The organism is Paenibacillus sp. CFBP 13594 (assembly GCF_014842675.1).
Taxonomy (GTDB): Bacteria; Bacillota; Bacilli; order Paenibacillales; family Paenibacillaceae; genus Paenibacillus; species Paenibacillus amylolyticus_B.
Genome location: NZ_JACYVQ010000005.1, coordinates 228846 through 242228 on the forward strand (window position 1 = coordinate 228846; position 13383 = coordinate 242228).

Annotated in this window: 8 protein-coding genes; 4 read left to right on the forward strand and 4 right to left on the reverse strand. The window is 46.1% G+C overall.

Going from position 1 to position 13383, the window contains the following annotated elements:
* Positions 1–285: 285 nt before the first annotated feature.
* Positions 286–3852, reverse strand: coding sequence for an S-layer homology domain-containing protein (locus tag IFU39_RS17655; protein WP_192134048.1), 3567 nt, complete (start codon positions 3850–3852; stop codon positions 286–288).
* A 452-nt stretch (positions 3853–4304) separates the two neighbouring features.
* Between IFU39_RS17655 and IFU39_RS17660 the strand changes: the two genes are divergently transcribed.
* Positions 4305–4694 (forward strand): hypothetical protein, encoded by a 390-nt coding sequence (locus tag IFU39_RS17660; protein WP_192134050.1) that lies wholly within the window; start codon positions 4305–4307, stop codon positions 4692–4694.
* Positions 4695–4827: 133 nt separating this feature from the next.
* Entirely contained in the window at positions 4828–5784 is a 957-nt protein-coding gene (gene cysK, locus IFU39_RS17665) for a cysteine synthase A (RefSeq protein ID WP_192134052.1), read from the forward strand.
* 491 nt (positions 5785–6275) lie between these two features.
* Here the strand turns inward: cysK and IFU39_RS17670 are convergent, their stop codons facing one another.
* Positions 6276–8240 (reverse strand): ATP-dependent DNA helicase, encoded by a 1965-nt coding sequence (locus IFU39_RS17670; RefSeq protein WP_244661020.1) that lies wholly within the window; start codon positions 8238–8240, stop codon positions 6276–6278.
* A 205-nt stretch (positions 8241–8445) separates the two neighbouring features.
* On the opposite strand from IFU39_RS17670, the gene IFU39_RS17675 reads away from it, so the two are divergent.
* Both IFU39_RS17675 and IFU39_RS17680 read left to right on the forward strand, forming a co-directional pair.
* Positions 8446–10038 carry a catalase gene (locus IFU39_RS17675; protein WP_192134056.1) on the forward strand — a complete coding sequence of 531 codons (1593 nt, stop codon included), beginning with the start codon at positions 8446–8448 and terminating at the stop codon, positions 10036–10038.
* Positions 10039–10591: 553 nt separating this feature from the next.
* On the forward strand, positions 10592–11968 hold the full coding sequence (locus IFU39_RS17680) for a right-handed parallel beta-helix repeat-containing protein (RefSeq protein ID WP_192134058.1): 1377 nt from the start codon (positions 10592–10594) through the stop codon (positions 11966–11968).
* 135 nt (positions 11969–12103) lie between these two features.
* Here the strand turns inward: IFU39_RS17680 and IFU39_RS17685 are convergent, their stop codons facing one another.
* Both IFU39_RS17685 and IFU39_RS17690 read right to left on the reverse strand, forming a co-directional pair.
* Positions 12104–12385: a DUF6809 family protein gene (locus IFU39_RS17685; protein WP_192134060.1), complete on the reverse strand. Its 282-nt coding sequence runs from the start codon at positions 12383–12385 to the stop codon at positions 12104–12106.
* Positions 12386–12653: 268 nt separating this feature from the next.
* On the reverse strand, positions 12654–13370 hold the full coding sequence (locus tag IFU39_RS17690; protein WP_192134062.1) for a hypothetical protein: 717 nt from the start codon (positions 13368–13370) through the stop codon (positions 12654–12656).
* Between the last annotated feature and the right edge of the window lie 13 nt (positions 13371–13383).

A 13383-nucleotide genomic window follows, 5' to 3' on the forward strand; every position in this document is an offset into this window, starting at 1 on the left:
AAATTATACCTTATTTTGGAGCAGGCTTGTCCTGTTTGTTGCTTTCAGCAAAATAAAGAAAGACGAGGAATGATCTTAATAGTTCACGTCTTTCCTGCTACTTGCTATTTCCAATTATAATATAAGAACATATGTTCTGTAAATAAAAAAAATATATTTTGATCTAAAATAATTTCAATAAAAGTTGAGTAGACTCTAATTTCATCCACAAAAAAACAGGCAACGCATAACCTCACGCTGCCTGTTTCATTAGTCATTAATTTCGTACATATAAGTTGGGGCTCTCTAAATCAGACCAGACTGTTGAAGCAATCTACGTATAATTGCAGCTGTTTCGGCACGCGTAATCGATTGATTCGGAGCAATGGTATCTTTTCCACGTCCAGATACCAGTCCGGTGGAGATGCTGGATGCTACTGCATCCTTCGCCCAACTTGCTACTTGCTCAGCGTCTGCGTAATCAGACCATTGCTGAACGTTCCCGGCAGACGTAGCTGTTTCCATTCCAGTCACTGTCATAGCGCGTGCAATGAGCGCCATCGCTTCCTGACGAGTAATCTGTGCCTGTGGACGGAATGTTCCATCTTCATATCCATCGATTAGGCCATAGCTAGCCGCCGTGGTCACAGCATCCGCGTACCATTCGTTTCCATTCACATCTTTGAAAGAGTTAACCCGTACTCCAGGTTTTAATCCTAATCCACGTACCAGAATGGCAGCGAACTCTGCACGTGTAACTCCACGGTTTGGTTCAAATGTGGTGTCCGTGATTCCCTCGATAACCATACGTGAACCCATATCATTCACTTCTGTCTTGGCCCAGTGTTGGGCTACATCAGTGAAGGTATGCGGGTGCCAGATAACGGCATACACACTGTTGGTCAAGCTGTTAATCTGTGCATGGTACATCCCATTGACCTGTGTAATTTTTGTGGGTACATGGCGCACAGTTCCTTCTGTATCCACTACAACACCTGTAGTGATCTGATTTGGATCAACGTTCGCTGGTAATACAATCGTACGCGATACATAACTATTGAACTTATCCACACTCACGGATTTGCCATTCAAGGTGGCTGTTACTTTGAAATCAACTGGTGATCCCAGAAGAGTATATCCTTTTTGCTGAGCTGCTGATTGTGCTGTCTGCATGACTGCTTCTGTCGGCTGTGAAATTTCAATTTGCAGTTTGATGTTCTCCAAGGAATTGTCAGAATTCACACCCAGTTGCTGCGCGAGCTTCTCAATATTAATCTGCTGTGCAGGTAACGTGTAAGAGGCCATATCCGTTTGAAGCACCAATACGGCTTGTTTGTCAGCCATGAGTTTGACTGTCTGGCCCGTCAGTTCACCAATAACCAGATCTCCTTGGCCATTACCTGTCACAGGGATCGTCACAATAGCGTTGTTCCCCTCGGTTTGAAGTTTCTGTGCAATGAGAGCTGCGTCCACTGTAAGGGTTACAACTTTTCGCCCGTTCACTTCAGTAGTGGCTAAGCTTCCAGCGTTCTCGGCTTTACCGTTCACGAGCACCTTAGCACCTGTGGATGGCGGAGTTACGACGGGATTAGTCACTGGTGTACTTACACTATTTCCACCAGAACTGGAACCACCTGAGTTTCCATTGCCACCCGATCCACCTGAACTATCACTATTGCGCTTGATGTTCAGCGTATATGTTTTCTTGCTTATTCCGTCCAATGCAGTTACTTCGATCGTAATTGTGTTCATACCACTGACTAATTGCACGACTGTACTGTTACCGCTGATACCATTAATTTTCACTGTGGCTCCCGTTTGATCGGGTTTAACGCTAATTTCAGTCGTGCTTACAGAACTGCTGACTGTCGCTTCATATATCTCTTCTTCCGGGCTGAATATCGGAGATAATATGATCGAAGGTAGAGCTATTTCACTCAATTTGGCATTGGTGATGTCAATTCGATTGATATTAAGTTTATAGTCGTTACTAGTGCCGTCCTCCGCCTGAACATTAATGTTTACAAGGTTTGAGCCGTATACTAGATCCGTAACTGTGTATGTGTATATACCATCTGTGACGGTTTCATCTGTAACACCTGTTACCTGTACGACTTGTCCTTCATTTGCTTTACCCAAGGACACGTTTAGACTTGTCACGTCAGATTCAACATCAACGCGATAATCGAGTTCATCTGCAGAAAAATCAGGTGTCAACTGACCCGAACTCACTACCAGGCTGGAAAGTGTTGCTGTCGATGATTTCCATTTCGCGTGTAGTGTAATATTTTGCGTAAGATTCGTCGTAAAATCAAAAACCTGCTGCAACTGGCTGTCCCGATACCAGCCAGAGAACGTGTAACCTGCTTTCTGCGGAGCATCAGGAACAACTGCTGGGCTGTTATAGCTCACCTTTTGAGCAGTTACCTCCGAACCACCATTAGATTCAAAACCAATATTCACATAAAGTGGTTGCCACTGTGCATATAACGTAACGTCACTATCGTTCATGGAGAATGTATCTGCTACGCTGTAGCTAGTTCCGCTACCATCTGCCGCTGTATTCCATCCCGTGAACTGATGATCTTCCCATACCAGTTCTCCAGTGTTGTCAAACACGGTTACTGTTGCATCTTTTTGATATTTGTTGTTGTCTACGGGAACACTTCCAGTAATTGCACCATTAGCATTATAGGTCACTGAATGATCTGTAGAGAGTGTCTTAATTGTCAATTTGTTACTTTTCGTAGCGTCTGCATATGCAACATATGGCATTCCGTTCGGGCCGAATGCGAGTGAAGATTCGTTTATCGAACCTGTGAAGTATGGCTCTCCTCCAACGACAGTCCACTGATCCCCGTCTAATTTCATCATTACACCTTGTTGCATCATCATGCCATTACTCGGTAGATTTTTAAAAGCGGTGTACGGAATACCTTGAGGATCAAAAGCAAGTGACATACTATTTAGCATTCCAGATGAGAATCCCTCATTCCCTACCACTTCCCACTGGCTGCCGTTAAGTTTCATTACAGTTGCTTTATTACTGTTGAAACCGTCTTGAAATGCAACATAAGGTACATTGTTCGGACCAAACGCTAGGGACGGATAAGATGCTGCATCTTTTGTGAATGCTGCATTCCCTACATTTTTCCATGAACCATCTGCAAACTTCATTACAGTTGCTTTTCTATTCGTTGAATCTGTGTAAGCAAGATGGAGAATTCCCGCAGCATCAAACACTATTGGAGATAATCCAGAAGCATTATTTGTTGTAAATCCGACTGAGCCCACAGTCTCCCACAGATTCGTATTCAATCTCTTAACCGTTATTTTATCGTTCACAGAACGATCCCGATATCCGACATATGGAACATCACCTGGGCCAAATGCAATGGAAACAAATACAGCTTCCGCAGCTGTGAAGCCAGAGTTCCCCACAATCTCCCATTGTTCTCCGTTAAATTTCATAACTGTTGCTTTACTTCCATTATTACCGTCCTGATAAGCTACGTATGGAGTATTATGAGAATCAAATGCGAGCGATGAGGTGTTATGTATCACCCCAGTAGAGAAACCGGCAGGCCCCACGTATTGCCATGATCCAGAAACGTATTTTAGAACCGTTGCTTTCCCGCCTTTGGTTCCATCCTTAAATACGGTGTACGGTGTACCTTCCCGATCAAAGACCAACGTAATATTCTCCGCCTGTGTTGATGTATTTCCGGTTCCACCCACATCTACCCATGTTCCACTCGCCGCATAGGCTCGTTCAACGCCCAACGCCCGAAACCCTGGATATCCTCCAAATATTAAAGCAACCACAATTAACATCGTTATCACTTTTTTAGGCTGCAGTAAGCGCTTATTCATCACTATCATCCTTCCGTTCGTCCTTTTTTAGTACGATACTCTGTTTCATCCAGTTCGATCCCCTTCTAAACAACCTACATATCTATTTGAGAGCTAATCTACTACTTTGGTCTTGTTTTCATCAGACGTACATTCCATTGGAATATGTATTCTTGAATATTAGAACTCCTTTCGATGTGGTTTCAAATTTTACAGATATTATAACGAGCTACTATAAACAAACTCTAAACACGGTGAGTAACGTCTCCTCCATGTTTTTCATTTCGATAATGTGAAATTGCCTATGTGCCTTATCTCATAAAGGTTTTCAAATGATTCAAACTGCCTTGAAGAGAGAATGTAAATATTTTCAGGTTGAAACCTGCATGGTTCAGGAATATGCTGACTATACTACAAACAGGAACATTTGTTCTTAATTAGAACGATATATTTATGGCTAAGGAAGTGACTATATGGCCTCCTCTTCCACTTCAGCCCCAACTCCTGCGGATGAAGATCATCGTCTGATCAAAGGGATGGTTGTGCGTACACTTTTGCTGGATGTACTAGAACGGGATATTCGAACGCTGGATACGCTGCTTCTGAAAATGCCCGAGGTCTATATCCTGTCGCTCACCCGCCTTCAGAATGAAGTACTTAAGGAGATGCTGGGACTGCGCAAACAGATGAGAACCCGTGGAGTAAAAGTTCTGGAGGAAACGCGGGGAAAGGATGGCATTGAAACCGTTTATATGTGCAGGGGATACACGCAACGGTTCTATATGCTCTGGACATTTGCACGCAATGAGGTCAAAAAAGAGCTGAGTCGCCATCTGCAGATGGATCCGACACAACAGGTTTGACAATTGAACGGGTTGACCACCGCTAGCTGTGTTCATTAAGATGGAATAGAGATATCCAACCATTCCAATAAGGCATGATATAGTTTCAACCGGATATACTCTCAACGTCTTATCAATCAAGGAGCTGTACTTCATGGATTTGAATACACATTCGATTAAACAAACACCCGCACATACAGGCATTGCCGCAGATGTAACCGAACTGATCGGCCAGACACCTGCCGTTAAACTGAACAGACTCACAGGCAGCGACTCCGCTGATGTATACGTGAAACTGGAATACTTCAACCCAAGTGGCAGCGTCAAAGACCGTGCCGCCTATAACCTGATCGTTCAGGCTGAACTTGCGGGACACTTGCTTCCCGGCGCAACCATTATCGAACCGACCAGCGGCAATACCGGGATTGGTCTTGCGATGAATGCCGCCGCCAAAGGATATAAAGCCATTCTGATTATGCCGGACAATATGTCCAAGGAGCGCATCAACATTCTGAAAGCCTATGGCGCAGATGTGGTGCTCACCCCTGCTGCAGAGCGGATGCCTGGTGCGATTCGCAAAGCGAAAGAACTTCAAGCAGACATTCCGGGAAGTTTCATTCCGCAGCAGTTCGAAAATCAGGCAAACCCGGATATTCACCGGATTACGACTGCTCCCGAGATTATGCAACAGATGGAAGGCAGGCTGGACGCCTTTATCGCTACGGCGGGGACCGGCGGAACCATTACTGGCACCGGGGAAGAACTGCGTAAGCAGTTACCCGATATCCGTATCTATGCGGTGGAGCCCAAAGGTTCTCCGGTGTTGTCCGGTGGCGAGCCCGGACCACACAAGCTCGTCGGTACAAGTCCGGGGTTCATTCCGGACATCCTGAATACCGACGTGTGGGATGCCATCATCCAGGTGTCCGATGAGGACGCACTGGATACGATGCGGCAGCTTGCTGCCCGGGAAGGGCTGTTGCTCGGCCCTTCCTCCGGGGCTTCGGTGTGGGCCTCCCTTCGCATTGCGAAGGAACTGGGGCCGGGGCACCGCGTGCTCTGCATTGCGCCGGATACCGGGGAACGGTATCTGAGCATGGGTATTTTTTAACACAGCATAAATCTGTACACATCAAAAAGGGGCTTCCATCTCCCATAAGTCATGAGCATGACAGAGGCCCTCCCTTATTAGCGCTCATTGGTCATTGGTTCTAATGAACCTGACACACGCTATTCGCTCCTATTTGCGCAGGTCTGACGTGTAACGAATCACAGCGACGTTATTTCTCCAAATTCGGTCGATTTACAGGCTTAAGAGCTATTTTCGGCGGGATAACGTTACTGAGATTCGTTAGAATTTACATCTCTTCATTATCACCCTAATAAGGTGCGGTAGGTTCGTTAGAATGTTGGAGCGATTGGTAGCGAGGAGCGAGGGAAAACCCCTCGAAAAAAAGGGAAGAGAAGTACATTGAAGGAACCATCAAAACAAAAAATAAGCTCTTGCTCACATACGGATGGTGAATCCGCAGAGAACAAGAACTTATTTTGGCAAGAAACCTTATCATCGAAAATAAATCAAGAACATTTAACGTAAGCTGGTTAGTGTGTCAGGGTTGTCCATTCCACACCTTCAGGAAGCAGGGCCGCAATGCGGTCTTTGGCTTCCTTTTTGGTATACAGCGATTCATCGAGAATGACCGCGGAACCGGAATCCGTGCTTGTCCGAATCAGACGTCCGAGACCTTGCTTCACACGCAAGAGCATATACGGAAGATCGATCTCTTCGTATGGCGCTGCCGACGCACTGCGTTTTGCATTGAAGACAGGGTCCTGTGGTGGATACGGAAGCGACCAGATCATGACATTGGATAATGACGGACCTGGAACGTCCAGTCCTTCCCACAGATTAACGGAGCATAGCACACTCTCCTCATCCTGCTGGAACGCCGCAATCAAATCACTAATCTCCCGGTCGCCCTCATACATAAAGCGCAAACCTTCTGCTTCAGGTACATGAACGATGTCCTGCTTGAACGCGCGTAGTTCTTCCATCGTACGGAACAGAATCAGCGCACGTCCCCCACTCTCCTGAAGCAACGACACCGCATCACGCAAGCGATTTTCGTTCTCCGGGTGACCCGGTATAGCTTCATCGGTAATCTTCATCTTCATTTTGTCCGCATAATCATACGGGGAAGCCACCGAGAATGATACAAAATCATCAATGCCCAGGCTGTCCGCCACATAACGGAATGAACTGTCCACAGATAACGTGGCAGAGGAGAACACGATTGGAATACCTGTGTTGAACACACGCTCGTTCAGCATTTCCTTCACGGTGCGCGGCATGATCGATAAGGTCGTCTCATCCTCGCTCTCTTCCGCCCAACAGATGTAACCATCTTCCTTGCGGAACAAGGCAAGCGCAGACTGAATCATATCGAGATGTTCTTCCACGACACGCATCTGGTAACCATCCAGCGAGAACAATCCGCTCTCAAATACCAGTTCCTCACCGATTGCATCCAGCACACTCGTCAGACGTTCAATCTCACGTAGCAGTGGCGGCTCTACCCGAACTTCTTTCCGTTCCGAACCAGGGATCGCGACCGTATACGTATCCAGCAACGCAAACAGTCGCTCACTGCTCTCAATCGCTTCATCCACACACTCCGCGAGGGATTCACGAATCTCTCCTTCTAACAGGCGAGTGACGAGTTCCTCGAAAATGCGGTGTTTCAGCTTGTAGCTCAGTGCGTTCAGGGCTGCTTCTTCCAGCAAATGTCCTTCATCAAATACAACTGAACTGTGATCAGGCAGGAGTGGCAGTTGGCCCTCGCGTTTGCGCGCATCATAGGTCCACACATGCTCCATGTAATAATCATGGGAACAGATGATGATGTCTTTGGAACGACGGTAATGGTCACGCGACAGCGTCAGGCCGCAACGTTGACGTTTTGGACAAACAAAACAATCCTGGAACGGGTCCCAGTTGATTTTGTTCCACTGACGATCATTCAGATGTGGATACTGTTTGCGGTCACCATACGGATGGAAGGCCTGAAGTGTACCCGGCGTATTCACAAAATCCGGCAGACTCTCATGTACTTCTTCAATAACAGGCGCATCTTCATCCGCAAATCGCATCGCACTTAGTTTGTTCAGACAGACGTATTGATCCGGTGACTTGCCCAGACGTGCGTCCACTTCCAAGTCCAGATGTGCAGCCAGCTTCGCAATATCTCCACCGGGCTTCACAAGCTGTTCAATCAAGGACTCATCGGCACAGGCGATCACCGCCGGTTTGCCCGTATAACGTGCATAACAGACCGCGTAGAGCAGATAGACTAACGTCTTGCCTGTTCCGACACCGGCCTCAGCCATAATGGTCTTTTTATCTCCATAGGCCCGTTCGAGCTGGTACGCCATAAAAATCTGTTCATCCCGTACCTCGAAGCCGAACTCTGGCAAAATATCGTAAAAAACATCGGCAACCCATTCCCCGAGACGGGATACAAAAGGTTCAGCCGGATCATATGCAAAAGGATAACGTTGTGTAGACAATCCTAGGTCAGCCTCCATTCTTAGACGCGGTCCTCTTTCATTTTCCGTTCAAAAAAGGCCGCAGGGCAAAAGTTAATTATCTCACGCGATGAAGCGGGTGACAAGCTTTTTTTACGAGATTATTTGCGAGGTTTAATGTATAGAACCAATTTTCAGGGAAAATATATACAGGAATCCACTTTAAGGAAAGGCGGTGCTCCACTCCATGAATCATCAGTCTTCACAATCAGAGCATTCCTCAGACAAAGACCCTGAGACATTAACGGATCGACAAGGTCATCCCATTACGGACAATCAGAATGTACGAACTGTTGGCAGCCGGGGACCGACTACGCTGGAGAACTATCATTTTCTCGAAAAGATTACTCACTTCGACCGCGAACGTATTCCGGAACGTGTGGTCCATGCCCGCGGTGCTGGCGCTCATGGCATATTTGAAGCGTATGGAACAGCCGGGAGTGAACCAGTATCGAAGTACACACGTGCACGTCTATTTCAGGAAAAAGGCAAACTAACGCCCGTGTTCGTTCGCTTCTCTACCGTTATACATGGCGGACATTCACCGGAGACACTGCGGGACCCGCGCGGATTTGCTGTAAAATTCTATACTGAAGACGGCAACTGGGATCTGGTGGGTAACAATCTGAAAATCTTTTTCATTCGCGATCCGCTTAAATTCCCGGATATGGTACACGCCTTCAAGCCAGACCCGTTGACCAATGCACAGGATATGGAGCGGTTTTTCGATTTTGTATCGCTAAGTCCTGAAGCTACCCATATGGTGACATTCCTCTTCTCTCCATGGGGCATTCCAGCGAATTATCGGCAGATGCAAGGGTCGGGTGTTAATACATATAAATGGGTCAATCAGGAAGGCACGGGCGTGCTCATCAAATATCACTGGGAACCGCTCAATCAAGGGATACGCAACCTGCTGCAAAAAGACGCGAGCGAGATTCAGGGGCAGAACTTCAACCATGCGACATTGGATCTGTATCACGCTATTGAAAAAGGGGACTATCCCGAATGGGAGCTGTGCGTTCAAGTGATGGATGACGGCGAGCATCCGGAGTTGGATTTCGACCCGCTGGACCCGACCAAGTTGTGGCCGCAGGAGCAGTTTCCTTTTCTACCTGTGGGTAAAATGACATTGAATCGCAATCCCGAGGATTATTTCAATGAAGTGGAGCAAGCGGCGTTCGGGACAGGTGTCTTGGTGGACGGGTTGGATTTCTCAGATGACAAACTGCTGCAAGGACGGACCTTCTCCTATTCGGATACCCAGCGTCACCGGGTTGGTGCGAACTATCTGCAACTGCCTGTGAATGCACCGAAAAATCGGGTAGCCACGAATCAGAGCGGAGGACAGATGCAGTATCAAGTGGATCGTGCGCCGGGTCAGAATCCGCATGTGAACTATGAACCCTCCTCCCTTGGTGGGTTAAAAGAAGCGGCTCCACGTGGCAAGGAACATGAACCACTGGTGGAAGGCCGACTTGTTCGTGAGAAGATTGAGCGTACAAATGACTTTGGTCAGGCAGGAGATACGTACCGGGCATTCGAGGATTGGGAGAGGGATGAGCTAATCAGCAACATGGTCGGCGCGTTGGCACAATGCAAACCGGATATCCGGGAGCGCATGATCTCTTATTTCACCCAAGCCGATGCAGATTATGGTCGTCGCGTCTCTGAAGGGTTGGCCTCTGTGCCAACCGATGATAGTGCAACGGTCCAACCGAAACATGAACCAAGCGTGGAGCAAGCGAAGAAACAGAGTCGTGAGACGGACGGATATTAAAGCAGCTGGACAGCGTTTAGACTGATAAATCTGACACTGTTAGTACATTTGAGTATTTTGAGTAAGCAGATTCCGTTCTGAATTAAACATAGCCCTGATCGTCAAGTTGCCAGTTGCAGCTGCTATCAGGGCTTTTTCATGACTAGTTTGAGTATAATCTCCACTTCAGGATGTAGGCTGCTATTTATTTTAGGTTGAATGAAGTTCATAGGAGTGGATCATAAGTAAAACTGGTACTTTGAGGATGGAAAAGCGTACTTCTCTACGTTCATTTCAGATGATTCTTCGTTAAATGAGAGCTATCACCCAATGGAAAGATTACATAATTCACGTGATATTACAGGCATTGGAAGCTTGCAGGCCTGACCTGCCTGCATGTACCTCCATCTGATCAGATGATTATTGATGATAACGCTTACAACATTTACCATAAAGCTGTGTCCTAGAGATTACATCTAACCAGCCGGCATGACCTATCTCATAGGTAACGGTCTGGTACACGGCTACCACATGCTCTTCATTCTATTCCCAATTAACCAAGGAGGCTTACGTAATGAAATTATTCCCATCCACATCCACTCATGTATCTGCACGATCTGCACGTTCTCTGAAGGAACGCTCCCTCAAATCCAAAATGGCCCATATCTGTCTGAGTGCCGCGTTCCCTCTATTATTAATTGGTGGTGGATCGGCCGGTGCTGAGGAACTGATCGAGAGCAGCTTGCAAAATCCCTCTGAATCGGTGGCGACTTCGAATATCGCACTTGCTGCGGGTGATCTGTATGTGTCTCCTGGCGGCTCAGCCAGCAATCCGGGAACACTGAACAGTCCAACGTCACTGGCTAACGCATTGACCCAGATCGCACCAGGCAAAACGATCTATCTACGCGGCGGTACCTATAACTTCTCCCAGACCATTACCATTGAACGTGGCAACAGCGGCACATCGAGCCAACGTAAAAACCTGGTGGCGTATGGATCGGAAAAACCGGTCTTTGATTTCTCCGCTCAAGCCTTCGCTTCCACCAACCGCGGGCTGCAAATGTTCGGAGACTACTGGTTCGTCAAAGGGCTTGAGGTGAAGGGTGCAGGCGATAACGGTATCTTCATCGGAGGCAGTTACAACCGTCTGGAGCAGATCGAAGCTCATCACAATCGGGATACGGGTATTCAAATGGGACGTTATGCTTCCACAGCCGCCAAGAGTGAATGGCCTGCATATAATGAAGTGATTCGTTCCTACTCCCACAATAACTATGACCCGGATGACGGCGAGGATGCAGACGGTTTTGCAGCCAAATTGACCGTTGGCCCGGGCAATGTCTTCGACGGTTGTATTGCCGCCTATAACGTGGACGATGGCTGGGATCTCTATAGCAAAACGGACACAGGCGCCATCGGCGCGGTAACGATCCGCAACAGCATCGCCTACGCCAATGGCGCAACCGCAGACGGCACTTCTACCTCCAACAGTGATGGTAACGGCTTCAAGCTGGGCGGCGAGAAGATTGCAGTGAATCATATCGTTGAGAACAGCATTGCGTTTAATAATAAAAAGCACGGCTTCACCTACAACAGCAATCCCGGTTCGATCCAGATGAAAAATAACACCTCCTGGAACAATGGGCAAAGCAACTTTGCCTTTGATGTAGGCACCCATATCTTCACCAACAACCTGTCCTTCCAAGGCGGCGCCAGTGACAAAACAAGCGGAACCGACGTCAGCAGCACCAACGTCTGGTGGAAGAACAAAAAAAGCGAGAACGCCAAAGGCCTGCTCGCCAGCGCAGCCGACTTTGTCTCCCTCGTGCCTTCGGTAACACGTAGCGCGGACGGCACGCCTGTCCTGGGCAATTTCCTCAAGCTTGCGGGTGGCAGTGATTTGATTGGTTCGGGTACGCCAGCGGGTAAGAATATTGGTGCGCTGTAAGTGGTAGGTAATAAAATAAAAGAATAATTTAAAAGCAAAATCCCCTCCCCCATGCCAGCCTGATCGGTGGTTATGGAGAAGGGGATTTTTTGAATTGCTTTGTATTGTCTGCTGACTTATAAGGTAGATAGATATTCACGGTTTGGCTAAAACCTCAATCATCAGTTTACCGCCTGTGCGAAAACCTTGTTCAAACGCCGCTTCCACATACATGGACGTGGATTGTCCGATCAAGTCTATCAGTTGCTCCAAAGCATCGTATTCATTCTCGGTAAGATGTGTTTTGTAGGCCTGCATGAGGTCTGATATTTGACGATTGATCTCCTGATATTCGGAGTGCTCAGGATGAATCGACTCGTCCAACCGCAGGTTCCCGTGAAACAAATCCTCGATCAGGTTTGACATGTTATCCTTCATGGTAAGGTCACCTCAGGAAGATTGTACATCAAGGGATGAGGTGAGATGGGGATTTAGCGGGAAATGCGCTAAATTTCTTAGTCTACTGTGGATAGAACTAAAAGCTTATAACTATAATTTTTTAATAACTAAAAATTCATCTCTCAACTTAAGTTGAAAATTATTGCCAGCCGTCTATTGCGGTCAATGTTAAGGAGACACTTGCTAAGTTTCTTTCTTTACACACAAATTCCCAGTACATACTTACTAACCTGGAGATTTGAATAAACTAATTATGCTTCACAATCGAAATTAAAGTTTTAGTCCTTTTATCCCCATGTAAAAGATTTAATAAGTTGTAAAGAGAATAGTAATCCCATTTTTGCAGACTCTCACGTAACATAAAATAATTTAATATAAAAATATTATTCATAACAGAAATAAATAACTCAAAAAACTTAGCACTGTCTATAATTGTTTCTTCATGTAGATGGGAAAAATATTCAACACTAATTACAGGTAAGGATTTAGTGCCTGAATGAACAATAGCGCTTAATTCTTTGTATAAAGTTAACCCTCTATCTAGTGAAGTAAAGTACTCTTTAAATTTATTGTCATCTAAACAACGATGTAAATCTTCGGCAAATTTCCTTTTTGTTTCTCCAAATCTGTAATCTAAAGATTCAAATAAGATAGTCGGATCTTTATCTAACATTAACTGCCTTTCTCTTTCCAGTACGAACTTATAATTTGCTTCTTGTGCTGATCTGAGTAAAAGTAGCGCCGCTCGACATTGTCCAGATAAAAGCGCATAGATTGATTCCAATAATAATGAAAATGTCATATGAAACTCAATATTAAAATATCTTTTTGTCTCAGCTTTATTCTTCAGATAATTTAGCACAAAAATATATCCAAAAATCTTCCTCATGAGAACCTTATTTTTTTCAATGAACTCAATCTTCATCCCATCCATTTGTTGTAACTTTTCAAACTCTTGTTCCATTGTACTAATTAAA

What these genes read in the sequence shown, in the direction of transcription:
- IFU39_RS17655 (WP_192134048.1), bottom strand. Translation starts at nt 3,852, where the DNA reads ATGAATAAGCGCTTACTGCAGCCTAAAAAAGTGATAACGATGTTAATT.
- IFU39_RS17660 (WP_192134050.1), top strand. Translation starts at nt 4,305, where the DNA reads ATGGCCTCCTCTTCCACTTCAGCCCCAACTCCTGCGGATGAAGATCAT.
- cysK (WP_192134052.1), top strand. Translation starts at nt 4,828, where the DNA reads ATGGATTTGAATACACATTCGATTAAACAAACACCCGCACATACAGGC.
- IFU39_RS17675 (WP_192134056.1), top strand. Translation starts at nt 8,446, where the DNA reads ATGAATCATCAGTCTTCACAATCAGAGCATTCCTCAGACAAAGACCCT.
- IFU39_RS17680 (WP_192134058.1), top strand. Translation starts at nt 10,592, where the DNA reads ATGAAATTATTCCCATCCACATCCACTCATGTATCTGCACGATCTGCA.
- IFU39_RS17685 (WP_192134060.1), bottom strand. Translation starts at nt 12,385, where the DNA reads ATGAAGGATAACATGTCAAACCTGATCGAGGATTTGTTTCACGGGAAC.
- IFU39_RS17690 (WP_192134062.1), bottom strand. Translation starts at nt 13,370, where the DNA reads ATGGAACAAGAGTTTGAAAAGTTACAACAAATGGATGGGATGAAGATT.